Source organism: Polynucleobacter sp. UB-Raua-W9, assembly GCF_018687435.1.
In the GTDB taxonomy this organism is placed as follows: domain Bacteria; phylum Pseudomonadota; class Gammaproteobacteria; order Burkholderiales; family Burkholderiaceae; genus Polynucleobacter.
This window is the reverse complement of sequence record NZ_CP061290.1, coordinates 569,147-593,282: the sequence shown is the minus strand read 5'-3', so window position 1 is coordinate 593,282 and position 24,136 is coordinate 569,147. Positions and strand designations below refer to the sequence as shown.

The window sequence follows — 24,136 nt, the reverse complement described above, 5'->3', positions numbered from 1 at the left end:
CCCAAGTTCACTCTGAAAATAAAAAATAATGGAAAGTCTCTTGCAACTGATTAGCGACCCTAATGCATGGGTGGCATTTTTAACACTTTCAGCGCTAGAAATTATTCTAGGCATAGACAATATTATTTTTATCAGCGTCATTGCGAATAGGTTGCCCCTAGAGATCCGGGAAAAGGTACGGCGTTTTGGTTTAATTTTTGCTTTAATCACCCGCATTCTGTTATTGCTCAGCTTGTCATGGGTAATGGGCCTTACCAACCCACTCCTTAGCTTTAATGATCATGCAATCAGCGGCAGGGATCTGATTTTATTGCTAGGTGGCTTCTTCTTAATTTGGAAGGCATCCAAGGAGATCTATGTTGAAGTAGAAGTTGGCGAACATGGTGATGATCCTAGTAATCCAAATAGTCAAAACGCCAATAAATCAATGTTTGCTTTATTTGTTGGTTCAGTCCTGCAAATTGGCCTGCTGGATATCATCTTCTCGCTTGATAGCGTGATTACTGCTGTTGGTATGGTTGATGAAATCAGCGTCATGATTGCCGCAGTACTTGCTTCAGTCTTAATAATGCTGATTGCCGCAAAACCAATTGGTGATTTTGTCCATCGCCACCCCTCAATTAAAGTACTTGCCCTATCATTTTTAACCGTCGTTGGTGTAGTGCTGATTGCTGAGGGTATGGGCGTTCATATTCCCAAAGGCTACGTATATGTTGCAATGGGCTTCTCACTCTCCGTTGAGCTGCTCAATATTCGCTCTCGAGAAAAGAAGAAAAAGAACAAAGATTGAGGTGTATTAAAGCGCTTGGGCGCAAGCAAAGCCGCTAGCCCAAGCCCATTGGAAGTTATGGCCACCCAAATGGCCAGTAACATCAACGCACTCACCGATAAAAAATAATCCTGCATGATTGCGTGACATCATGGTCTGCCCATCTAGATCTTTGGTATCAACACCGCCGAGCATTACCTCGGCCTTCTTCCAGCCCAAGGTTCCAGCAGGCTTCACAGCCCAATTGGTAAGCAACTCTTTAAGCGCTTGACGATCTTTTTTAGACACTTCAGTCCATTTACGACCGCCCATGTTTTTCTGTTCAGTAAATGCTTTAGCCAAACGCTGGGGCAAAACAGAAGACAAAATTGTCTCTGTGAGTTTCAAGCGATTATCCTCATCGTTAAAAAGCTCATCACAATTAAATGCTCCAGGTACCTCAACCGCACCGAGCCAGTCAATGTGAATTGGCTCGCCTTCTACCCAATAGCTACTTGCCTGCAAAACTGCTGGGCCTGATAAACCTTTATGCGTCAAGAGTAAATCCTCGTTGAATCGACATGCGCCATAACGCCGACCTTTTGAGCCGGATGCAATTCTGACGGGAACGCTTAAACCAGCGAGATCATTCAGATTGCCGAAGGTGTCAGCAGTAAATGATAGAGGGACCAATGCAGGCCTTGGGTCAATTACATTCAACCCACATTGTTTTGCAATATCCAAAGAATAAGCAGTGGCACCAATTGCAGGCACCGGCAGGCCACCCGTCGCCATGACGACTGCTTTGGTTTTTTCAATACCTGTGTTTGTATGGACTACCCAAGCTGATTCTTGCTGAACGATCGATTCGACCGAAACGGGATTGCGAATAGTGGCCTTACCCTTAGCGCACTCTGACATCAGCATGTCAATAATTTGCTTGGCTGAGTCATCACAAAAAAGCTGCCCTTGATGTTTCTCATGATAGGCAATCTCATAGGAACCCACTAACTTAATAAATTCTTTTGATGGGTATTTAGCAAGCGCACTTTTTACAAAATGGGGATTGAGCGAGAGAAAATTAGCCGGACTGCTGTGTAAGTTAGTGAAGTTACAACGCCCGCCCCCACTAATGCGAATCTTTTCGCCCAATACCGCAGCGTGATCGAGGACTAAAACTTTTTTGCCTAACTGACCAGCAACACCGGCACAAAATAAGCCGGCTGCACCACCGCCAATAATGACGGCATCCCATGTCTTAGTCATGCTCTATTTAAATCGATCAATAATTTCGGAGGCAATATTCAGTTTTTCCATGTGGCGCTTGGTATAGGCCTGGCGAAAATTTTTCGTCATGGAGATCATCACTGAAGCAGTCCAAGCAAAAGCAAACATTCCGGAGAAGGCGATAATTACTGCCAACATTTTCCAGCCGTCAGGCAAGATGTCTTCCATAAACCCCATGGCTGTGTAGGTGCTACCACTAAATAAAATACTTTGACCTAAGTTGGGGAGCAGCTTTAAGGCATAAAGCGCAATACCCCAAAGAATAATTTCAGCGATATGCGTTAGAAATAAACAGAAAACACTAATATAAAAGCATAGCGTAACCTCAGAGTATTTCTTTTCCGCTAAATATAAAAAAGATTTAACTTCATACCGCTTAGCAATTTGCAGCACGATTAGGCCATGGAAGATCATCACCAGCAAAAGCATGATGGTACCCAGAAAGTAGCTGGGGAGATCTAGAGAGGTGGCGATGCTGGCGTCTTGTGGTGTCATGATAGGGCTTTATTTATTTTACAGGCGAAGTAACCAGGCGATGAAAGCTTTCCTTAAGCTAATTGATAGTGATTTTTGATTACTCCCCAGGCTTCTTCTGCCGTCTCTACAAAATGAATGACCTTCATATCCTCTTCATCAATCACACCAAACTCGATCATCTCCTGGAACTTCACCATGCCAGTCCAAAACTCTTTGCCGACTAGAATCACCGGAAAGCGTGTCACCTTTTTGGTCTGCATCAAGGTAAGCACTTCGAAGAGCTCATCAAACGAACCAAAGCCCCCGGGAAACGCAACGATTGCTCTTGCTCGCAACATGAAATGCATCTTGCGTAAGGCAAAGTAGTGAAACCGAAAACTTAAACCAGGGCTAATGTATGGGTTGGGATGCTGCTCTCTTGGCAGGCTAATATTAAACCCGATGGTTAGATCCCCCGCCTCAAAGGCGCCACGATTGGCTGCCTCCATAATGCCAGGACCGCCACCAGTACAAATGTGCAGCTTGTTAGAAGCTTCATCTTGAGTACTGTTGTAGTGAGCAACCACATTGCCAAACTGACGTGCAGATTCATAATAGTGACTATGGAGCAAGGCCCGATTAGCTTTGACCTGCTCATCAACAGTCTGCGCATTCTTTTCCATTTCGAGCGCCTGATCACGGCTAACAAAACGTGTTGATCCGAAGACTGTGATGGTGTGATCTATGCCATGCTCATTCAGTAGAATTTCTGGCTTTAAAAGCTCAAGCTCGAAGCGAATTCCGATGGTCTCTCGGCGAGCCAAAAAGGCTTCGTCATCAAACGCAAGCTTATATGACTCCTCTGAGCTTTCTTCAGAAATTTGATGTGGCTCAAGACTCAAAAAATTCGTAATGGTCTGGGCATCATTAACGGGGAGCTTTGGGCTCATATTCTTCCCTTTGATATCAGTATCAGATGCATATTACCCCTCACGTTTTGCAAACATATGACCGCAACACCTTGCGAAAAACTTAGTGTTAATACCTAAATGAACGCTGCTAAGTCACCCCTAGGGCTAGTTGGGATTTACCCCGGCTTCAACAAGGGTTAATATTGGCTCAATTTCAACCAAACCGAAGGAAAAGCAATGAGTAACCGTTCAATCATCATCATGGTACTGGTATTAGTTGGTGCCACCGCCTATTTACTCCTCAAAGGCGACGGCAATATTGATATGGGCGGCGAAAAGCATGGCGCTGAAGCTACTCATGCTGAAGAAGCAAAGAAAGATGCTCCTGCAGCAGCTCCAGAGGCACCGGCCGCAGCTCCAGCAGCAGATGCGAAGAAATAAGTTTTTCTGCAATTAAATGAAACCGCGGTCCGCCGCGGTTTTTTTATCCCGGCTCTCATATGAAATACTTCCTCTGCTGTGTCTTACTCTCCATTACACAGGTGACATTTAGTCAACCCTATCAAGCCATGAAAACGATTGACCCTAGCACCCTCAAATCATTTACACCAACCGGGACCTTACGCGTTGGAATTAACTTAGGTAATCCTGTTTTAGCCTATGAAGATGTTGCCACTAAAAAACTCAGTGGCATCACTATTGATATCGCTCACGAAATTGGCCAACGCATTAATCTGCCAGTGCAACTAATACCCTTTAAAACCGCTAGCGCAACCGTAGATGGTATCAAAGGTGGTGACATTGATCTTGTGTTTGTGGCGATCGATCCAGTTCGTGGTGCTGATATCAGCTATACCCCGGCCTATATCCAAATTGAAGGCGCCTATATGGTTAAAACCTCCTCCCCTTTCAAGAGCAATGAGGAGGTAGATATGGCTGGTAGTGAAATCGTCGTTGGCAAAGGTAGTGCTTATGACCTCTACCTTACGCGAGAAATACAGCGTGCCACTCTACTACGAGCCGCTAGCTCACAAACCGTAGTAGATGACTTTATGTCTGGCAAGGGTAATGTTGCCGCTGGCGTAAAGCAACAGCTAGAAAGTGATGCGAGACGTTATGAAGGATTGCGTATGTTGCCAGGACGTTTCATGGTCATTGACCAAGCGATTGGTATTCCAAAAGCAAGGCCCAATTTTGAAATCACCATTACCTACTTAAGCGAAGTGATTACCCAGCTAAAGCAATCTGGATTTGTAGCTAATGTCATGCAGCGTCACAATATTCAAGGCGCAAAAGTAGCGGATTAAAAAATCGATCCTCATCAATCCGCCTCTAAGTTCAGGAAATAGGAGCGATACTATTGGGATGATCTCACCACTGGCAACATTCGAGCTAGCCAAGCGTTTAAGGCGCGGGGCTAATGAACATAAAGGCAATGCTGGAAAAACCCTGTTAATCGGTGGCGCACCTGGAATGGCAGGCGCCCTATTACTTGCCGGAAATGCCTGCCTTCATCTCGGTGCAGGCTGGACGATTTTGGAAATACTCGATCCCGCATCTGCGCATGCCTGCATTGATACTCCAGAGCTAATGATTCGATTAGCGCATCAAAAGGCTGATACGGCCTTAATGGATGCTCAGCCCGATGTGATTGCGATTGGTCCAGGACTTGGTAAATCTGAACTTGCGTCTACGTGGCTCAACGCCGTGCTTCACTACCCTAATGCACCCCTCATCATTGATGCAGATGCGCTCAATCTCATTGCAGAATCCAAAGACCTTTTAGCACTATTACAACAGCGGAATCAACAATTTCCTGGGCAAACTGTACTCACACCACATCCAGGTGAAGCAGCCAAAATACTAGGCATCAGCGCAGAGGATGTTCAAGCTGATCGCTTTTCCGCCCTAGAGCAATTGATCGCACTCACACAATCCATTGCTATCTTAAAGGGTCAACATACTTTGATCAGCTCGCCCCAACACTCCACCCTACAGTGCGAGGAGGGCAATCCTGGCATGGGTACTGGAGGCATGGGAGATATTCTGACGGGAAGTATTGCTGCAATTACAGCCCAAGGCATTCGCCACCAACTGAACTTATGGCAATCTACTGGTCTTGCTGTGCAACTCCATGCAGCTGCAGCTGATAGCTTAGTCAGCAAGGGTATTGGTCCCATTGGCTTAACCCCCTCCGAAACCATCCTAGAGATGAGAAGCTTGCTCAATAAGCTGTTATAAAGTCTTATGCAATCAGTAAGCGCAGCGCACCATCAACGTCACTACCTCTATGGCATCTTGATGGCCGGAGTAGGCTCGATGCTCTTTTCCGGAAAAGCCGTCCTCGTTAAACTTGCCTTTGGCTATGGCGCCAATGCAGAAACGCTTTTAGCTTTACGCATGTTGATGGCGCTGCCGATGTTTTGGGCAATCTACTGGTGGGAATCGCGAAGGAAAGCAATGAGCCCACTCACTTGGTCCGATCGGTTCAAATTATTTTTCTTAGGATTTCTAGGATACTTTCTATCGAGCTATTTAGATTTTCTAGGGTTGCAATATATATCCGTTGGCCTTGAGCGAATCGTGCTGTATCTCACCCCAACCATCGTGCTCGTTATCTCATACTTTGTATTGCAGAAGATCATTTCCCGTTTGCAATGGTATGCACTAGTAGTGGGCTACCTTGGTGTATTCATTGTTTTTATTCAAGATGCTAGCTCCACTGGTATTAGCGCATGGCTTGGGATGGCTTTAGTATTTGCTAGCGCCTGCTCCTATGCGACCTATATGATTGGCTCAGGAGAAATGGTTCAGCGCATTGGTAGCGTTCGGCTAGTGGTCTATGCAAGCACCGCCTCTGCGGTCCTTAGCTTCATACAGTCATCCCTCTACAACCCAAGCGCTATCTTCGAGCAAGCCCAAGGGATTTACTGGTTGAGCCTCTTAAACGCAAGCTTGTGCACGGTAATTCCGATGCTACTCATTATGATTGCTATTAATCGCATTGGCTCGCCCTTGGTAGCACAGGCCGGAATATTGGGTCCGGTATCAACGATCTTTTTGGGCTATTTTATTTTGTCAGAACCCGTTACCTGGATTCAAATTTGCGGCATGAGTTTGGTGATCATTGCGATGTGGCTATTAGTGCGTAATGATGGCCCAAGAAAAAAGCCACCGAGCTCAAGTGAACTCAATGACTTTGATGGTGCCGAACCCCTTCATTAAGGGGTGGGTGTGGTGTTACTGAGTGACTACCTTAGCTTTCTTCTTCGATTTCTTTTTCACTTTTTTCTCAGCTTTCTTTTCCTTCTTCACTTTCTTCTCGACCACCTTCTCTTCTGAGCTTGCTGCTGGAGAAGCGGCTGGGGCTGTTGCAGGAACCGGATCAGCAGCCATCACTGAAATAGGAGAAATGCCAATGGCTAAGGAAATAAAGGTGGCCACGCTAAGGTGGGCAAGACGAGAAATCATCAGATTCTCCAAAATGGTTTGTGGATGCTTCAATAATACTTAAATATTGGTCATGAATACTTTATTTTCTCTAGAACAAGGGATTACGCAGGCTGAGCTTCTGCCTCAGTAATTTTTTCTAACGCTGCTTCGAGATGACCTACTGTCCGATCTACGTTGGCCAACTTCTCCAAGCCAAATAAGCCAATACGGAACGTACGGAAGTCCGGCCTTTCATCGCACTGCAAAGGCACGCCCGCAGCAGTTTGCAAGCCAAGAGCAATGAACTTCTTGCCAGATTGGATGTCAGGATCTTTGGTGTAACTAACTACTACACCCGGAGCCTGAAAGCCTTTAGCAGATACAGAGTGATAGCCCTTCGAAACTAATAAGTCACGCACTTTGGCACCCAACTCTACTTGCCTTGCCTTAAGTGCCGCAAAGCCAAGAGATTGGGTTTCTTTCATGACGTTGCGCAAGATCTTCAATGCATCAGTAGGCATAGTCGTGTGGTACACGTGACCACCTTTTTCATAAGCCTCCATAATTTGCAACCATTTTTTGAGATCCATAGAAAAGCTACTGCTTTGTGTTGCATCAATACGTTCACGAGCTCTCTCACCAAGGGCGATCAATGCACAGCATGGTGAACTGCTCCAACCTTTTTGAGGTGCAGTAATCAATACATCCACATTGCAGGCTTTCATATCCACCCACATGGCACCTGAAGCAATGCAATCGAGAACAAACAAGCCGTTCACTGAGCGCACAGCTTCACCAACTGCCTTGAGATAGTCATCCGGCAGGATGATGCCTGCAGAAGTTTCAACATGCGGCGCAAAAACAACTGCTGGCTTTTCTTTTTTGATAAAAGCAACTACCTCTTCAATCGGTGCAGGTGCAAAAACGCCCTGGGTAGAAGCTTCCAACTGACGGCCTTTGATCACTGTAACGTCACTCGTAATATTGGCCAGATCAAAAATTTGTGTCCAGCGATAACTAAACCAGCCATTCCGCAAAACCAAGCATTTTTGATTATTGGCAAATTGACGTGCTACAGCCTCCATACCAAAAGTGCCACTACCAGGAACAATTACTGCAGAACTGGCGTTATAAGCGTCTTTCAGCACCCCTGAAATATCAACCATCACACGCTTGAATTCTTCAGACATGTGATTTAGGGACCGATCGGTATAAACGACCGAGAACTCTAATAAACCATCTGGATCAACGTTGGGGAGTAAGCCTGGCATAGCGATTTCCTAGGGATTCTGTGATTAGCCCTAAATGATACTGATTTAGGCGCTTTTTTGGGCGATCTTGTTAAAACCCCCATGAAGATGCCTTTTTGAGGCTTTTGCTGGGCTTTACAGCTTATTTCTTCTCGAGGAAACCACAATTCCAGTCACGATCAAAGCAAATGCCAAACCATGGAATAACTGGGGCGGCTCACCAAGCATCGCAGCAGAAAGGATTGCAGTGAATAAAGGAATGAAATTGGCAAAAAAGGCTGCAACAGTAGGCCCTGCCCCGTTGACACCAAGACCCCAGCAACGATAAGCAATCAATGAAGGGCCGATGGCAACAAATAAAATCAAGGATGCAGTCCAAAGATTAATCTCTAAATAAGCATGTCCCGCAGCAATCTCAAATCCATCAAAGAATCCTGTCCACAATAGACCAACAAAAACCTGCGCCATTAAAAATTGAGCCCAAGGCCATTGTCGTTCAGTGCTAGAGCCTGGACGACTTAACATCCAACTGTAGAAAGCCCATGTAATCGTAGCTAACATAATTAATAAGTCGCCAAGCACCATTTGCATGGAAAGCAAAGTGGATAAATCACCTCTCGTCAAAACAATCGCAACACCCAGCAGCGAGACAACTGCGCCAACTAACTGCAATAGATCCGGTTTGGTTTGGTAAAAAACTGCGCCAATAAATAGCATCCAAATGGGCATGCTTGCCCCAATCAAGGTGACATTAATCGCCGTTGAAGTCTCTAGTGCAAGATACAAAAGTACGTTATAGCTTCCGACACCAAACAAACCCAACAAGACAAAACGCTTCTTGTTCTGCCATAAGGCGCTATTAGAAGCAAAGACACGCCAACCCAAAGGCAGCAATAACAGTGCTGCTAAACCCCAACGCACCGCACTTAATGTAATGGGTGAAACCGCCCCACTGCCCACTAATACACGCCCTGCAATCGCATTACCAGCCCATAAGGCGGTCGCAATCAGTAAATAAGAGATGGTTGCAAGATTGAGTTGAGGCATTCAGAAGGGATGTCGACAGTAAGCTATTGTGGGGGTCTCAAGGGCGGGATACCCTAGCATTGTAGAAACAAATCCTTGGTATTGCTAAGATAGAGTTTAATTAGATAAATGCCTCACATATAAGGCATTCAATAGAAGGATAGATTGTGGCAATCATTACCAATATCGAAGACCTACGGGTACTCCATAAAAAACGTACCCCCAAGATGTTTTATGACTATGCAGATTCTGGTTCTTGGACTGAATCTACCTATCGCGCCAATGAATCCGACTTTCAGAAAATAAAGTTACGTCAACGCGTGGCTGTTGATATGACGAATCGCACAAGTAAAACCACGATGATTGGTCAAGAAGTGACGATGCCTGTAGCGCTCGCGCCTACTGGACTGACAGGCATGCAACACGCCGATGGTGAGATCTTGGCTGCTAAAGCAGCGGAAAAATTTGGCGTGCCTTTTTGCTTATCTACGATGAGCATCTGCTCCATCGAAGATGTTGCTGAAAGAACTACCAAACCATTTTGGTTTCAGCTCTACGTGATGAAAGATCGCGGCTTTATTGAGCGCTTAATTGAACGCGCCAAAGCTGCGAAGTGCTCAGCCTTAGTGCTGACGCTTGACCTGCAAATTTTGGGACAGCGTCATAAAGACCTAAAGAATGGTCTGAGCGCCCCACCCAAACTCACCATAGCCAATATGATCAACATGGCAACTAAGCCACGCTGGTGCCTTGGAATGGCAATGACACCACGCAGAACCTTCCGCAATATTGTTGGGCACGCCACTGGAGTGGGCAATATGTCCTCCCTCTCCTCCTGGACTGCGGAGCAATTTGATCCAGGACTCAGTTGGGATGATGTGGAATGGATTAAAAAACTCTGGGGCGGAAAGCTCATCATCAAGGGCATTTTGGATGCAGAGGATGCACGCTTCGCTGCAAACTCTGGAGCAGATGCTTTGATAGTTTCAAATCATGGTGGCCGTCAATTAGATGGCGCTATTTCTAGTATTCAAGCTTTACCAGGAATAGTGGAGGCTGTTGGTAAAGATATTGAAGTCTGGATGGATGGCGGCATTCGATCTGGTCAGGATGTTTTAAAAGCATGGGCCCTCGGCGCTCGCGGCACCATGATTGGCCGACCATTTTTATATGGCTTGGGCGCCATGGGTGAAGCTGGGGTTACAAAGTGCCTAGAAATTATTCAGAATGAATTGGACATCACCATGGCGTTTACTGGACATCGTGATATCCAAAATGTCACTAAAGATATTTTGTATCCAGGAACTTTTTAAATTAAATCCATCATCAATAATCCCCTGCTTGTTTTTGGAATTTCATTCCTAGTATTTGCATTTACTGTTTGGTTTGGTAGCGTCATCCTGAGTCGCTACCGCACTAAAGATACTGAAACCTCCGAAGATCTAGGAATTATTCAAACAGCCACGCTCACTCTGCTAGCCCTCATCATTGGATTTACCTTTTCGATGGCAATTGATCGTCATGACCAACGGGAAGCCCTTGAGGAAGCGGAGGCCAATGCGATCGGCACAGAATATCTTCGCGCAGACTTGCTACCTCCTAAAGCAAGCTTGGCCACCAAAGACTTACTCATGCAATACCTAGATCAACGCATTCTGTTTTATTCAAAACAAGATCAAGAAAAGATTCACGATATCCATCTAAAAACGGATCGCCTACAAAACGCTTTATGGCAGGAAATTTTGCCAATTGCACGCAGCAATCAAACGGCAACCATTGCGCTTACTGTCTCTGGCATGAATGATGTTCTCAATTCTCAGGGTTATGTACAGGCATCCTGGTGGAACCGTATTCCTAGCACTGCATGGACTCTCATGACGGCTATTGCGATTTGTGCGAACTTGTTAGTCGGGTTTGGAGCGCGAAACTTTAAAAAGAATATTGCCCTCTTTATGATTTTTCCTTTTGTGATCGCCGTCTCATTTTTCTTGATCGCAGATATCGATAGTCCTAGAGGTGGCATCATCCGCATTGAGCCGCGAAACTTGATTACACTGAAGAAGATCTTAAATACACAGATGAATACCCAAAGCCCATCCTCAGGCAGTCATTCAGCATCACCATAAAGGCGGTACATATGAAACGTGTAGTTGATGTTTATAAGAACCGTGGCCGAGAGCTTGTTTGGACCTATGTGATTGACCTTCAAAATGATGATGAATTTCATCCTGGTCAACTCGACTTTGAGAGTGAAGCACTACGACTTTCGCAGATTGATAAGAGGGGTCCTGCTAACGAGCTAAGCGCTAAAGTCAGGCTAAATTAAGGGAAATTACCCATAAGGTTGTTATTGTTAATGAGATTCATTATCATTTATGATGAATCTTTCTTCATTTCAATAGCACCCTATGTCAACAAACCGTTATCACCCTGCCTCTGTCTTTCTACACTGGCTAGTCTTCTTACTCGTAATAGCAGCATTTATTAGCATCGAATTAAAGGGGCAATTCCCCAAAGGGAGTGAGCCACGTGAGCTTTGCAAAACCATTCACGGCGTCTTTGGTCAGCTCATTTTTATAGCTATGGCCCTTCGCTTGATGGTCCGCTTCGCTTATGGTGTTCCCAGGCCCACAAACCCCAAACCCTTATTCATCTCTTTAGCCAAGGCCATGCATTGGCTCATGTATGCCTTACTACTGATATCCCCCATCTTTGGAATTCTGTATTTTCAATATGGCGGCAAAGAAATCCATTTCTTTGGCTTGGTGTGGCCTCAGCTGCTTACCCCCAATCCAGAGATGAAAAAACTGGTCGAAGGAATTCATGAGTTTTTAGGAAATTCGCTGTACTTCCTAATTGGCATTCACGCTTTGGCTGGCTTGTGGCAACATTACATCCTGAAGGACGATACACTTCGTCGCATGTTAAATAAAGTGAAGGCGCAAGCTTAGAGGCTCAAGATAATGAAACCACTCACCAAAAAAGCCAAGATGGCTATTGCTTGGACAGTATTAATGACGGTGGTAGGTACGGCAATGCTGCATCAGTGGCAATTCTTTGCCATGGGCTGCGCTTCAATTGCCTTGCTGCTAGTAGCCAATCAATATGATCTTCTAAAAGATCCTGAAGACAAAAAATAAACCCCGCTTCTAAGGGCGAGGTTTATTGAGTCAGACTTAAATCAGCCTAGAGTGTTGGATAGTCGGTGTAGCCAGCCTCTTGACCGCCGTAGAAAGTAGCGCGGTTATAAGCATTTAACGGGGCGCTCTGCTGGAAGCGTTCTGCTAAATCGGGATTGGCAATATAGATCCGGCCATAAGCCACCGCATCAGCCAAACCTGCTTCCAGCACTTTTTCGCCTAGAGCCTGATCGTAACCACCCGCAGTAATAAATTTACCCTGATAGGCTGCACGGAAAAGTTCTGAGGTAACGGGCGCCTCTTCATTTACCTGATCACCACCACCTGCGCTAGTTGCGCGTGGCTCAATCATATGGACATAAGCTAATTTGTAGCCATTCAATTTTTTGATTGCCGCAGTGAATAATGCAATTGGATCACTATCAGCAATATCGTTAAAGGTGCCATAAGGAGAAAGGCGAACGCCTACGCGATCGCTTGAGAACACCTTGCTAACAGCCTCAATCACTTCGCCTAAAAGGCGTAAGCGATTTTCTACTGAACCACCATACTGATCGTTACGTTGGTTAGTCTTATCTTGCAAGAATTGGTCTAACAAGTAACCGTTGGCCGAGTGAATCTCAATGCCATCAAAACCTGCCGCTTTAGCGTTTTGTGCTGCAGCCTCAAACTCTTTTAACAAACGCGCGATATCATCAAGACTCATTGCTTTGGGAGTCTCATAATCGTGTAACTTCCAGTCTGCCCCGTAAGTTTGCCCTGCAGCAGCAATAGCAGACGGTGCCTCTGGTACACCCTGGTCTGGATGTAAAGAAGAATGGGAAATGCGGCCCACATGCCACAGTTGGGCAACAATCGATCCACCTTTGGCATGAACTGCCTCAACAATTTCTTTCCAAGCAGCAGTTTGTTCTGGCGAGTAAATACCAGGAGTGGCTGGGTATCCCATGCCTAAGGGGGAAATTTGGGTTGCCTCAGTAATAATCAAACCAGCACTTGCACGTTGTGCGTAATAGGTCTTTGCCAAAGGACTTGGTACATCGCCAGCGATTGCGCGCATCCTCGTTAATGGCGCCATTACCAGACGGTTCTTTAATTGGATTGAACCAAGACTAACTGGGGTGAACATAATTTCTTTACCTGACATCTGAAGCCTTTTGTGAGCGATTATTAAGATCGACCACTGTAACAAGAATTGATGACTTTTGCAGAATTAAGCCAAATGAGCCGCCTTAAGAAAAAAAATCAGATTAAATTTAAAATTGAGGTCTGATATTGAAGGAATCAACATGAAAACTTGGCAATGTATCGTGTGTGGCTTTATTTATGACGAGGCTCAAGGCTTGCCGACAGAGGGTATCGCACCTGGAACCGCATGGGCTGACGTCCCGGATAGTTGGGAATGCCCAGATTGCGGCGTGTCTAAGTCTGATTTTGAAATGGTTCAGGTAAGCTAAGCCTTTTAGCTAGTGCACTTCTGATTGACCCCTACCTACCTGGAGCCCAGCTTTGACTCAAAACACACCCCAATCTTCCAGCATTGTCATTATTGGCAGTGGTCTGGCTGGGTTCACACTAGTTCGCGAAATTCGCAAGCTTGATAAGGCGATATCGATTACCCTGATCACACGCGAGCCTGGTTATTTTTATTCCAAACCCATGCTCTCAACTGCACTTGCTAGCAAGAAGGAATCTGCTCAACTGATTTCTACTACTGCTGAAGGCATGGCAACGCAATTAGCAATCAACATTCTCTCTGAGACTGAAGTCAGCGCCATTGATACCACTGCACAATCACTACAAACAAGCAAGGGCGCAATCTCTTATGCAAAGCTAGTTCTGACCTTAGGTGCCGATCAAATTCGGATACCGCTAGAAGGCAACGCTGCAGACGAAGTACTGACCGTCAATGATTTAGAGGACTACGCCAAGTTTCGAAATGCCATTGCAAGCAAAAAGAAAGTGGCAATTCTGGGAGCAGGTCTCATTGGCTGCGAGTTTGCGAATGATCTTGTCTTGGGCGACTATGAAGTAGATGTAATTGATTTAGCCCCACAAGTCTTAGGTCGCCTATTACCTGAGGCTGCAGCAAAAGAATTGCAAGACAAGCTGAGTGATGCCGGGGTGCGCTGGCACTTCTCCACTACCGCTAAAGCCATTAACCGCAATGGTGATGCTATCCAAATTAGTCTTGCCAATGGTGAAGCGATTTCTTGCGATGTTGTTCTATCTGCTGTTGGCCTAAAACCGAGATTGGATTTGGCAAAGGCAGCTGGCATTAAGACGGGTGTAGGCATTCAGGTGAATCGTGAGCTAGAGACTAGTGAAAAAAATATTTATTCGCTTGGTGATTGCGCAGAAGTTGAGGGCTTGGTCCTACCTTATGTCATGCCCATCATGCAAGCTGCAAGAGCATTAGCCCCAACATTGCTTGGACAAGTAACGGCCTTAAGTTACCCAGCAATGCCTGTGATGATTAAAACCCCCGCACTTCCAACTGTAGTGTCTCCACCGGCCAAGGATTCCGAAGGTCAATGGAAAACCACTGGCATTGACGGTGGCATTGAGGCGCGCTTTGAATCTCCCGATGGCAAGCTGCTGGGATTTGCTTTACTGGGAACCGCTACCGCACAGCGGGCAGCCCTAAGCAAAGAGTTGCCACCATTACTTCAGTAAGGTGGCCTGCTGTGCTGATCAAACAAAAAGGCCCGCATTGCGGGCCTTTTCTTTAATGCTATGGGAGTGATTAAGAAACGATCACAAACCAAGTAGTGTTGTGTGACTGAGCAACCATCAAGAACAACATTGGGATAGATAGCAATGTATTCAAACGGGAAGTCAACATTGCAACGCGTGCAGATTTTGCTTTTACATCAGCTTCTACAGCAACAATACCAAGAGCGCGCTTTTGATTTGGCCAAATGATGAACCAAACGTTGAATGCCATTACCAAAGCGATCCACATGCCTAAACCGATTGCACGGAATGGGGCTTGTAATGTGAATGCTTGATGCAAGTAACCATTTAGGGCAGCAACAATCAAACCCGTGAGAACCGTGAAGAGTGCTGCGTAACGGAACCAGAACAATGCAGCTGGAGCAATTACCTTGCCAATCGCTGGCTTTTGCTCATCAGGGATTTTTGGCATAGAAGGAATTTGCACAAAGTTAAAGTACCAGAGCAAACCAATCCACATCACACCAAACATTACATGCAACCAACGGAATACGAAAGGCAATTCGGCTGAACTAAAGTTACCGCCCAAAGCGAGGATGATGAGAATGAGAAGTACGAAGCCAGCCAAAACAGTACGTCCCAAAGAGGTCAAGATTGATGCCATGAAAGGATCTCCTATGAGTAATAATGGGTCTAACTATAAACGATTCTAGCGATTTTGTTTGATCCTGCAAAAATACAGAAATCTTATTTAAAATAGAGGCTTAGCCCATTTTGGCGCCCAAAATCTGCATATTAATATGACAAGCACCCCATCATCCCCCTACCTAAAAAGAATCTATATCCAAGAAGTGGTCACGCGGGATGGATTTCAGGCGGAAAGTGCATTTGTGCCTACCGAAGAAAAGATTGCCCTGATTAACCGCTTGAGTCGCGCTGGGTATGCCAAGATTGAAGTTACTTCGTTTACCAGCCCTAAAGCCATTCCAATGCTGGCAGATGCTGAAGCTGTCATGAGGGGAATTGATCGAGTGCCCGGTGTTGAATACACTGTTCTTATTCCAAACCTCAAAGGCGCTGAACGAGCATTGAGTGTTGGTGTAGATGAATTCAATCTCGTCATGTCAGTTAGTGAGGCACACAATCTAGCCAATCTAAAAATGAGTTGCGAAGACTCTTTTAAAGGACTGGTATCAGTAATTGATTTGGCGCATGCAAATAGTACCGCCGTGAATATCTCTTTATCTACCAGCTTTGGCTGTCCAATGTCAGGAATCACCTCCTTGGCGGATCTTATGCACTGGATAGATCGCTTTGCTGCTGCTGGTGTTCGCGGCATCACAATTTGCGACACCACAGGTATGGCTAATCCAGCTCAAGTTCAAGCTGTTTGCGAAACAGCACAAGCCAAATACCCTAAGCTGCAATGGACATTACATTTTCACAATACGCGCGGCATGGGTCTCGCTAACGCTCTTGCCGCGGTCAATAGCGGCATCGATCGCTTTGACTCTTCACTAGGCGGCTTGGGTGGTTGCCCTTATGCCCCAGGTGCCACTGGTAATATCTGCACGGAAGAACTTGTTCATATGTTTGACCTAATGGGCTTTGATACCCATATGGAGATCGATGCACTGCTAGCATGCTCAAAAGATTTGCAATCTTTAATGGGACGCACACTACCGAGCCAACTCTTAATGGCCGGCAAAGTAGACCGTGTCTATGAGGCGCCCTGCCAAAGCTAAAACCGCAAAGAAAAAAGGAGATCGAGCTCCTTAAATCTATTTACTGCGCAGCCCAGCCACCATCCATATTCCAAGCAACACCGCGAACTTCAGATGCATCTGGACCACAGAGAAATACCGCTAAAGCAGCCAACTGCTCTGGAGAAACAAATTCTCCAGATGGTTGTTTTTCAGAAACCAAGGCAATCTTAGCGGCATCATTTGTGATGCCCTCACGCTCTGCGCGCGCATCCACCTGCTTTTGAACCAAGGGGGTCAATACCCAGCCTGGGCAAATTGCGTTACAGGTAATGCCAGTATGCGCATTCTCAAGCGCAGTGACTTTAGTCAAACCAATAATGCCATGCTTAGCCGCAACATAAGCTGATTTTTGTGTAGAGGCTACCAAGCCATGAACAGAGGCGATATTAATAATGCGGCCCCAGTTCCGTTTTTTCATGCCTGGCAATGCATGGTGCGTTGTATGAAATGCAGCAGTAAGATTGATAGCAATAATGGCATCCCACTTGTCTGTTGGAAAGTCTTCAATATTTGCCGTGTACTGAATACCTGCGTTATTAATCAAAATATCTAAAGAGCCAAAGCGTTTTTCGGTTTGCTTAATCAGATCTTCAATCTCAGCAGACTTGCTCATATCAGCGCCGTGGTAATCCACCTCTACACCGCACGCTTTGATTTTTGCAATAGCTTCGTCTTTCTCGCCAAAGCCATTAGCCATAATGTTGACGCCTTGCTTAGCTAAAGCAATTGCCATTCCTAAACCAATGCCACTAGTAGAGCCAGTAACTAACGCTGTTTTACCTTTTAAAGAAGACATATCAATATTCTCAACAAGTGAAGGGATAAATAGGGATTAAAAACATAGGATACAACGAATGAACTTAGATCAAATGCAGCCAATGACCCAATTGATGCCAAAAACTATCGGGCACCAAGGTGAGCAACCAAGTCATCGTGAGATAACGTAATAATTTACCAATAAACATATAGATAAGGCATGGGAACCAGGCTAAACGGAGCCAGCCTGCGGCAATGCAAAGTGGATCACCAAAACCAGGCAACCAAGAAAAGAGTAGCATTTTAGGGCCCCACTCTTTGAGCCATTCTCGCAAGCGACCCTGGGTCGTTACCTCGACAGACTTAATTCTTTTACTCGCTATAAGCCCAAGCCACCAATCAAACATACCGCCCATGGTATTACCGATTGTTGCAACGAAGATTGCAAGCCAGTACATATTTGGATTTAATGAAGTGTATCCAAAAAGAATTGGTTCTGAGCCAATAGGGAGCAATGTTGCAGAAACGAAGGCACTGATAAATACAGCCGGCAATCCAACGGATGGCATACCAAACCATCCAAAAAAATGCTGGAGCGCATGGTCCATTAAGCGAGGATCCCAGATTTTTTGAGAATAGTAATTTGTTCTTCAGTAAGGCCAGCGGATTTAAGCACTTCGTCAGTATGCTCTCCTAAGGTGGGAGCGCGATAACGAATGGATCCAGGGTTTTGAGAAAGTTTAGGAATAATTCCGGGAACCTGGACTTTTAGGCCACTCGCAGCCTGAACAGTCTCAATCACGCCACGAGCCTGATAGTGAGGATCCTCTGCAATATCCTTGGCCGTATAAATCTTGCCAGAAGGCACTTCTGCTTCCAACAGACCCTTTAGCACCTGATCCAGAGTTAAGGATTCAGTCCAAGCATTAATTGCTGCATCAATCTCACTGACTCGCTTAGCACGGCCATCGTTATGAGCCAATGCAGGATCTTCACCTAAGTCCACTCTACCAATCAAGGTCATTAAACGCTTGTAGATGGAGTCGCCATTTCCAGCGATCAAAACATACTGCCCGTCGCCACAACGATAGGCGTTGGAGGGGGCGATTCCGGGCAAAGCACCGCCTGCCGGCTGACGAATAGCGCCAAATGCTGAGTACTCCGGCAATAAGCTTTCGGTCAAATTAAATACCGCTTCATACAAAGCCACATCAATCATTTGACCTTGTCCTCCGCGAGCATCTCGCTCGTATAAGGCCAGTAATACACCCAGCGCACCATGCAAACCTGCAATCGTGTCGCCAAGAGATACACCTGCTCTCACTGGAACCTCATTTGGATGGCCTGTGATGTAACGCAAACCGGCCATTGCCTCACCAATTGCTGCAAAACCAGGCTCATCACGTCTGGGTCCATCCTGACCATAGCCAGAGATGCGCAACATGATCAACTTTGGGTTGACTTTATGCAGCTGCTCCCAACCTAAGCCCCACTTCTCTAATGTACCTGGTCGAAAATTTTCAATCACAACATCAGCCTCGAGTGCCAACTTTCGGGCGATCTCCTGACCTTCTTTTACACGCAGATCCAAACAGACCGATTGCTTATTGCGAGATTGGGCTTGCCACCAAACTGATGTGCCCTCGTGAAGCATTCGCCATTTGCGCAAAGGGTCACCCAGACCTGGGGACTCAACCTTAATCACTTCTGCACCAAAATCCGCGAGAGTTTTGGCTGCAAATGGGCCTGCAAGCAGCTGGCCCAACTCAAGAACTTTGACTCCAGAAAGGATTTGTCGGTGATTCTTTTGCATTGGCAGGTCCTTGTCCCTTATTTATCCATTTAGATAGATTTTTTAAATGCTATATCGGCTATTTTCGCCTGATTTTCATCATTTTCCAGGATTTTCAAATCTTGCTTAAACTAACGTTTGAAACACATAAAACCTATAAAACGAGACTTTCATGAATCAAGTCATACCCAAGCCAGACCAATACCAGGAAATGCGCGAGGCCTTACGAGACCTCTGTGGAAATTTCGACTCAGCCTACTGGCAAAAAGTAGATCATGAACGGAGCTACCCTGAGGCTTTTGTGAAAGCCATGACTGAGGCCGGCTGGTTAGCAGCATTAATACCGGAAGAATATGGTGGCTCTGGATTAGGTTTAGCGGAAGCTTCCGTCATTATGGAGGAGATTAACTTTTCGGGCGGCAATGCTGGCTCTTGCCATGGGCAGATGTACAACATGGGCACTTTATTACGCCATGGATCTGAAGCACAGAAAAAAATGTATTTGCCAAAAATTGCTAGTGGTGAACTTCGTCTACAAAGCATGGCTGTGACAGAGCCCACTACCGGCACTGACACCACGAAGTTAAAAACTACTGCCGTGAAAAAAGGGGATCAGTATGTTGTGAATGGTCAGAAGGTTTGGATCTCTCGTATTCAACATTCTGATCTGATGATTTTGCTAGCTCGCACCACCCCAATTAATGAGGTGCAGCGCAAATCTGAAGGCATGTCCATCTTCATCGTCAATCTTGCTGATGCGATTGGGAAAGGAATGGAAGTCAGGCCCATTGCCAATATGGTGAACCATGAAACCAATGAAGTGTTCTTTGATAATTTAGAAATCCCCTTAGAAAATCTCATCGGCACAGAAGGTCAAGGGTTTAAATACATCTTGGATGGCCTAAATGCAGAACGCGTTCTGATTGCAGCCGAATGTATTGGTGATGCTTATTGGTTTATTGATCGCGCAAGACGTTATGCCAATGATCGTGTAGTGTTTGATCGCCCGATTGGCAAAAATCAAGGTATTCAATTTCCGATTGCCGATAGCTATATTGAAACTGAAGCTGCTAACTTGATGCGCTTCAAGGCATGCGATCTTTTTGATAGTCACTCGCCCTGTGGGCCTGAGGCTAATATGGCTAAATATTTGGCAGCGAAGGCGTCCTGGGAAGCGGCCAATGTCTGCTTGCAAACTCATGGCGGCTTTGGCTTTGCCAACGAATATGATGTTGAACGTAAATTTAGGGAAACACGTCTCTATCAAGTGGCGCCAATCTCCACAAACTTGATCTACTCTTACATCGCCGAGCATGTTCTCGGTTTACCTAGATCCTTTTGATAGAAATTTGATATGAGCATTCGTCCGCTAGATGGAATTACGGTTGTCTCACTTGAGCATGCCATCGCCGCACCCTTCTGTACTAGGCAATTAGCTGACTTAGGTGCTCGCGTCATTAAAGTGGAACGTCCTGGTGGTGGTGACTTTGCAAGAATCTATGACACCCAAGTTGATGGTCTTTGCTCGCACTTTGTTTGGGTCAATCGATCTAAGGAAAGTCTCACGCTGGATCTCAAACAGCCATCTGCAAGAGCGGCACTCAAGCAGCTACTGAAAACTGCTGATGTCTTAGTGCAAAACTTAGCACCAGGAGCTGCCGTACGCATGGGCCTGACTGCGGATGTGCTACAGAAAGACAATCCCAGATTAATTTTGTGTGACATTTCTGGATACGGCAATGATGGGCCTTATCGCGATAAAAAAGCCTATGACCTTTTAATCCAAAGTGAGGCCGGCTTCTTATCCGTCACAGGCACCCCAGAGACACCGAGCAAGTCCGGTAACTCCATTGCCGATATCGCTGCAGGTATGTACGCCTACACCAATATCCTCGCCGCACTCTTGCAAAGAGGAAAAACTGGCAAGGGCACTGTCATTGATATCTCGATGCTGGAGTCGCTGAGTGAGTGGATGAGCTTTCCGATGTACTACGCTTATAAAGGCGCAGAACCACCGCCCAGAAATGGCGCATCGCATGCCACCATTTATCCTTATGGTCCATTTAAGGCTGGCGATGGCAAGACTGTCATGCTTGGCCTGCAGAATGAACGTGAATGGGTTCAATTTTGCGAGACCGTATTGGAAAATCCTGCACTTGCTAAAGATGAGCGCTTCGATCGCAACTTCAAGCGCAATGAAAAACGCTCCGAGTTGCTCGAAATTATTAATACCTGCTTTAGCAAGCTGAGCTCAGACCAACTTATTGCGAGATTAGATAAAGCTCAAATTGCCAATGCCCACCTCAACGATATGGGGGGCCTCTGGAAACATGAACAATTGAAAGCCCGCAATCGATTTGCAGAAGTAGGCACGCCCAATGGGCCAATCGCTGCACTACTCCCTCCTGGACTAAATGATAGTTATGACTATCGTATGGACCCCATTCCGGCTGTGGGCGAACATACAGATACCATTCTGAAAGAGCTAGGATTGCCAGAATCCGATATTGCCAGCATGCGCGCTAGCGGAGCAATTTAGAGTAGCGGCGAAGCTAAGTGCGCAGCATTTTCTAAATAATGATTCCAGCGTGGCCGCTTCGCCCATACGAGGGGGTCAATAAAGTCAGATTGACTCAAATAGGATTCAATTAATTGCTCTAGCTTAGCGCAGAATGCTTCGTTGTAAACAATTAAACTAATCTCAAAATTCAAACGCAAGCTGCGCTGATCAAAGTTGACTGATCCAAAGATTGCCATTCTCTTGTCAACCAACAGACTCTTGGTGTGCAACAGACCCCCATCAAATTCAGCAATTTTCACTCCTGAACCCATGAGATCCGTATAGAAGCTTTTGCTACTCCAAGCCACTAAAGTGGAATCGTTGAGCTTAGGCACGATGAGGGTTACCTTTACTCCACGCCTCGCTGATGCCATCAGAGCCTGTAACAATCCATCATCTGGGCCAAAATAAGGCGTAGTAATAGTGAGCTCTTCACGAGCATCGATAATGGCCGATAACATCACTTGATACAAAATATCATCCCGATAGACTGGTCCTGATGCAAGCTCTTGGGCAAGCGCCGCACCCTCATAAGGTGCTGCCGGTGGATTACGATCATTAAAGTGAGTAACGCTCGGGTTATCAACACTCCAATCAAACGAAAAGGTGAGCTCAAACTGAGAGGCAACTGGACCTTGCACCCTCACCATCGCATCAACCCACTCACCCACACCTGAATCTTGTTTGAAGGTACGCGGATCAACCATATTCATACTACCCGTCCAGACAATGGAACCATCTACTACAAATATTTTTCTGTGCAAACGCAAATCGGCTCTTCGAAACTGAAAGCGCCCGACTTGTATTGGCAACGCCTCAGTTACCTGAATGCCAGCATTGCGAAAACGTGCTGGCCACTTAGACTTAAACCAGTCTTTACTGCCCAACGAATCCAGCAAGACGCGACAAGCTACACCGCGCTTAGCTGCTGCAATTAAAGCCTCCCCCACCCGATCGGCATCACCACCAAGTGCCCAGATATAAAACTCTAGGTGAAGACTTTTCTTTGCTTGATTTATTTCATCAATAAAATGCTGCAAAATTTCTAGGGAGTTGGTGAACAACTCAAGCTTATTTCCAGCTATGACCGGTGAGCCGTTATTGGCTTCTGCCAAGAGGCTTAATGCCCTACCCTCAGCAGGCATTCCCTGCCTATCGCCCGCATAGTCTTGACGCATCTTTTCGGTAATCCGCATGTACTCTCGGTTCATACGAGTAATTTTTCGCGTCAATCTTCGACCGACTGGACGCTCACCAATCAATACATACAAACTAATACCAAAAACAGGAAAGGTCATCACAATAAAAATCCAGGCAAATGCAACTCCTACTGGTCTTCTAACGGAAATAATGACGCCAATAAAGTAGGTGACTAAGGCAAAGTGCACAAATAACAGCCAATTAATATTGAGTTCAAAAAAATGTCTTAAAAAAACACTCAGTAGATCGTTCATATCAATTCCAGTTCTGCTGTAATACCCAAATGATCTGACAGCCTCATCCACTCATGCAAAATTTCTGCAGAATGAATTTTTAGACCGCGCACATAAATACGATCCATTGCCAGTAAAGGCTTGATGCTGGGGAAAGTCTTAGCGGGGCTGCCCGTCAAGAACTCAAACACCTCCTCAAAGCCAGCCTTCTTCATCGGCGCTCCCACTCGATTACGCCAGTCATTAAAGTCTCCAGCCACGATAGTGGGGCAATCTTGCGCTAAATCTTCAATATATCCAATAATTTGCTCTAGCTGGCGCTCTCTACCCCGCTCAAATAGAGCCAAGTGCACGCAGAAGCAATGAATAGGTTGATCCACTCCATCCAGTTGGGTCACGCTATGCAATAAGCCCCGTCTTTCAAAGCGATAGGCAGAGATATCGTAATTAAGACCTTTGTGCAATGGCTGCTTAGACAGAATTGCATTGCCGTGATGACCATCGGGATACTCCATATTTTTTCCGTAATGCCAGTCATGCCAAAAGTCTTCCGATAGAAAGTGGGTTAACTCCGTTAGAGGCCACTGCCCATATCGTCTAATACGACCGCGATGCTCCTGCTGCAATTCTTGGAGAAAAAGTAAATCCGGATGATGATTGCGCATTTTTTGCCGCAACTGATAGATAGTCGAATGCCTGTGCAAGGTAGAAACCCCTTTATGCACATTCATACTCATGACGGTAAAGCGAGCGCTTCTATTTTGAGTCATCAAAACTGTCCTGCTGCTCGCTGGCGTTTTATTCGCGCCAAATAAATCTCTCCCTCAACCAACTCCTGACATTGCATGCACTTATTGCAAATGGATGCCTGCTCCCGCAACTCATCAATAGAGTCGATAGGAT

Annotated in this window: 28 protein-coding genes; 15 read left to right on the top strand and 13 right to left on the bottom strand. The window is 45.8% G+C overall.

The window, feature by feature from the left end; genetic code table 11:
- Positions 1-28: 28 nt before the first annotated feature.
- On the top strand, positions 29-790 hold the full coding sequence (locus AOC07_RS03115) for a TerC family protein (RefSeq protein ID WP_215293934.1): 762 nt from the start codon (positions 29-31) through the stop codon (positions 788-790).
- A 6-nt stretch (positions 791-796) separates the two neighbouring features.
- Here the strand turns inward: AOC07_RS03115 and AOC07_RS03110 are convergent, their stop codons facing one another.
- From AOC07_RS03110 to AOC07_RS03100, 3 genes are read right to left on the bottom strand one after another with little or no spacing between them, the layout of a single operon-like run.
- Entirely contained in the window at positions 797-2,014 is a 1,218-nt protein-coding gene (locus tag AOC07_RS03110; RefSeq protein WP_215358125.1) for an aminoacetone oxidase family FAD-binding enzyme, read from the bottom strand.
- 3 nt (positions 2,015-2,017) lie between these two features.
- A complete protein-coding gene (locus tag AOC07_RS03105) occupies positions 2,018-2,530 on the bottom strand; it encodes an ion channel (RefSeq protein ID WP_215293932.1) in 513 nt (170 codons plus the stop codon).
- A gap of 53 nt (positions 2,531-2,583) precedes the next feature.
- Complete coding sequence (locus AOC07_RS03100; protein ID WP_215358124.1) at positions 2,584-3,441, bottom strand: LOG family protein; 858 nt, start codon at positions 3,439-3,441, stop codon at positions 2,584-2,586.
- A 198-nt stretch (positions 3,442-3,639) separates the two neighbouring features.
- On the opposite strand from AOC07_RS03100, the gene AOC07_RS03095 reads away from it, so the two are divergent.
- From AOC07_RS03095 to AOC07_RS03080, 4 genes are all read left to right on the top strand, one after another.
- Positions 3,640-3,843 carry a hypothetical protein gene (locus AOC07_RS03095; RefSeq protein ID WP_215293930.1) on the top strand — a complete coding sequence of 68 codons (204 nt, stop codon included), beginning with the start codon at positions 3,640-3,642 and terminating at the stop codon, positions 3,841-3,843.
- Between the two features lie 128 nt (positions 3,844-3,971).
- The gene (locus tag AOC07_RS03090; RefSeq protein WP_215358437.1) at positions 3,972-4,709 is read left to right on the top strand and encodes an ABC transporter substrate-binding protein; all 738 of its coding nucleotides are present in this window, start codon (positions 3,972-3,974) and stop codon (positions 4,707-4,709) included.
- 58 nt (positions 4,710-4,767) lie between these two features.
- A complete protein-coding gene (locus AOC07_RS03085; protein WP_215358123.1) occupies positions 4,768-5,643 on the top strand; it encodes an NAD(P)H-hydrate dehydratase in 876 nt (291 codons plus the stop codon).
- Between the two features lie 6 nt (positions 5,644-5,649).
- Positions 5,650-6,627, top strand: a complete 978-nt coding sequence (locus tag AOC07_RS03080; RefSeq protein ID WP_215358122.1) for a DMT family transporter — start codon at positions 5,650-5,652, stop codon at positions 6,625-6,627.
- Positions 6,628-6,642: 15 nt separating this feature from the next.
- Here the strand turns inward: AOC07_RS03080 and AOC07_RS03075 are convergent, their stop codons facing one another.
- From AOC07_RS03075 to AOC07_RS03065, 3 genes are all read right to left on the bottom strand, one after another.
- Positions 6,643-6,873 (bottom strand): protein tyrosine phosphatase, encoded by a 231-nt coding sequence (locus AOC07_RS03075; protein ID WP_215293927.1) that lies wholly within the window; start codon positions 6,871-6,873, stop codon positions 6,643-6,645.
- Between the two features lie 83 nt (positions 6,874-6,956).
- On the bottom strand, positions 6,957-8,105 hold the full coding sequence (locus AOC07_RS03070; RefSeq protein ID WP_215358121.1) for an aminotransferase class V-fold PLP-dependent enzyme: 1,149 nt from the start codon (positions 8,103-8,105) through the stop codon (positions 6,957-6,959).
- A 114-nt stretch (positions 8,106-8,219) separates the two neighbouring features.
- The gene (locus AOC07_RS03065; RefSeq protein ID WP_215358120.1) at positions 8,220-9,131 is read right to left on the bottom strand and encodes a DMT family transporter; all 912 of its coding nucleotides are present in this window, start codon (positions 9,129-9,131) and stop codon (positions 8,220-8,222) included.
- A 146-nt stretch (positions 9,132-9,277) separates the two neighbouring features.
- Here AOC07_RS03065 and AOC07_RS03060 point away from each other — a divergent pair, with 146 nt between their 5' ends.
- From AOC07_RS03060 to AOC07_RS03040, 5 genes are all read left to right on the top strand, one after another.
- Positions 9,278-10,423 (top strand): alpha-hydroxy acid oxidase, encoded by a 1,146-nt coding sequence (locus AOC07_RS03060; RefSeq protein ID WP_215293924.1) that lies wholly within the window; start codon positions 9,278-9,280, stop codon positions 10,421-10,423.
- A 192-nt stretch (positions 10,424-10,615) separates the two neighbouring features.
- Positions 10,616-11,236: a hypothetical protein gene (locus tag AOC07_RS03055; protein WP_251371716.1), complete on the top strand. Its 621-nt coding sequence runs from the start codon at positions 10,616-10,618 to the stop codon at positions 11,234-11,236.
- A gap of 11 nt (positions 11,237-11,247) precedes the next feature.
- Positions 11,248-11,436 (top strand): hypothetical protein, encoded by a 189-nt coding sequence (locus AOC07_RS03050; RefSeq protein WP_215293923.1) that lies wholly within the window; start codon positions 11,248-11,250, stop codon positions 11,434-11,436.
- Positions 11,437-11,518: 82 nt separating this feature from the next.
- A complete protein-coding gene (locus AOC07_RS03045) occupies positions 11,519-12,061 on the top strand; it encodes a cytochrome b (RefSeq protein WP_215293922.1) in 543 nt (180 codons plus the stop codon).
- A gap of 12 nt (positions 12,062-12,073) precedes the next feature.
- Positions 12,074-12,250, top strand: a complete 177-nt coding sequence (locus AOC07_RS03040; RefSeq protein ID WP_215293921.1) for a hypothetical protein — start codon at positions 12,074-12,076, stop codon at positions 12,248-12,250.
- Positions 12,251-12,296: 46 nt separating this feature from the next.
- Here AOC07_RS03040 and AOC07_RS03035 read toward each other — a convergent pair whose 3' ends face one another.
- A complete protein-coding gene (locus AOC07_RS03035; protein WP_215293920.1) occupies positions 12,297-13,397 on the bottom strand; it encodes an alkene reductase in 1,101 nt (366 codons plus the stop codon).
- A gap of 142 nt (positions 13,398-13,539) precedes the next feature.
- Here AOC07_RS03035 and AOC07_RS03030 point away from each other — a divergent pair, with 142 nt between their 5' ends.
- Together AOC07_RS03030 and AOC07_RS03025 are read left to right on the top strand one after the other, a co-directional pair.
- Positions 13,540-13,707 carry a rubredoxin gene (locus AOC07_RS03030; protein ID WP_215358119.1) on the top strand — a complete coding sequence of 56 codons (168 nt, stop codon included), beginning with the start codon at positions 13,540-13,542 and terminating at the stop codon, positions 13,705-13,707.
- A 52-nt stretch (positions 13,708-13,759) separates the two neighbouring features.
- Entirely contained in the window at positions 13,760-14,926 is a 1,167-nt protein-coding gene (locus tag AOC07_RS03025) for an NAD(P)/FAD-dependent oxidoreductase (protein WP_215358118.1), read from the top strand.
- Positions 14,927-14,996: 70 nt separating this feature from the next.
- On the opposite strand, the gene AOC07_RS03020 is transcribed toward AOC07_RS03025, so the two are convergent.
- Complete coding sequence (locus tag AOC07_RS03020) at positions 14,997-15,590, bottom strand: urate hydroxylase PuuD (RefSeq protein WP_215293917.1); 594 nt, start codon at positions 15,588-15,590, stop codon at positions 14,997-14,999.
- A gap of 136 nt (positions 15,591-15,726) precedes the next feature.
- On the opposite strand from AOC07_RS03020, the gene AOC07_RS03015 reads away from it, so the two are divergent.
- A complete protein-coding gene (locus AOC07_RS03015; protein ID WP_215358117.1) occupies positions 15,727-16,671 on the top strand; it encodes a hydroxymethylglutaryl-CoA lyase in 945 nt (314 codons plus the stop codon).
- A 40-nt stretch (positions 16,672-16,711) separates the two neighbouring features.
- On the opposite strand, the gene AOC07_RS03010 is transcribed toward AOC07_RS03015, so the two are convergent.
- The 3 genes from AOC07_RS03010 to AOC07_RS03000 form a co-directional block, all read right to left on the bottom strand.
- Positions 16,712-17,488 (bottom strand): 3-hydroxybutyrate dehydrogenase, encoded by a 777-nt coding sequence (locus tag AOC07_RS03010; RefSeq protein ID WP_215358116.1) that lies wholly within the window; start codon positions 17,486-17,488, stop codon positions 16,712-16,714.
- A gap of 64 nt (positions 17,489-17,552) precedes the next feature.
- Positions 17,553-18,056, bottom strand: a complete 504-nt coding sequence (locus AOC07_RS03005) for a YqaA family protein (protein ID WP_215358115.1) — start codon at positions 18,054-18,056, stop codon at positions 17,553-17,555.
- Positions 18,056-19,261 carry a CaiB/BaiF CoA-transferase family protein gene (locus AOC07_RS03000; RefSeq protein WP_215358114.1) on the bottom strand — a complete coding sequence of 402 codons (1,206 nt, stop codon included), beginning with the start codon at positions 19,259-19,261 and terminating at the stop codon, positions 18,056-18,058. The genes AOC07_RS03005 and AOC07_RS03000 overlap by 1 nt, the downstream gene beginning before the upstream one ends.
- Positions 19,262-19,412: 151 nt before the next feature.
- Here AOC07_RS03000 and AOC07_RS02995 point away from each other — a divergent pair, with 151 nt between their 5' ends.
- Positions 19,413-20,582 (top strand): acyl-CoA dehydrogenase family protein, encoded by a 1,170-nt coding sequence (locus tag AOC07_RS02995; protein WP_215358113.1) that lies wholly within the window; start codon positions 19,413-19,415, stop codon positions 20,580-20,582.
- Positions 20,583-20,594: 12 nt separating this feature from the next.
- Positions 20,595-21,779, top strand: a complete 1,185-nt coding sequence (locus AOC07_RS02990; protein ID WP_215358112.1) for a CaiB/BaiF CoA-transferase family protein — start codon at positions 20,595-20,597, stop codon at positions 21,777-21,779.
- Here the strand turns inward: AOC07_RS02990 and cls are convergent.
- On the bottom strand, positions 21,776-23,254 hold the full coding sequence (cls, locus tag AOC07_RS02985) for a cardiolipin synthase (protein WP_215358111.1): 1,479 nt from the start codon (positions 23,252-23,254) through the stop codon (positions 21,776-21,778). The genes AOC07_RS02990 and cls overlap by 4 nt on opposite strands.
- On the bottom strand, positions 23,251-23,964 hold the full coding sequence (locus AOC07_RS02980) for an endonuclease/exonuclease/phosphatase family protein (protein WP_256437856.1): 714 nt from the start codon (positions 23,962-23,964) through the stop codon (positions 23,251-23,253). Before AOC07_RS02980 ends, cls begins: the two co-directional genes overlap by 4 nt.
- Positions 23,965-24,136: the final 172 nt, after the last annotated feature.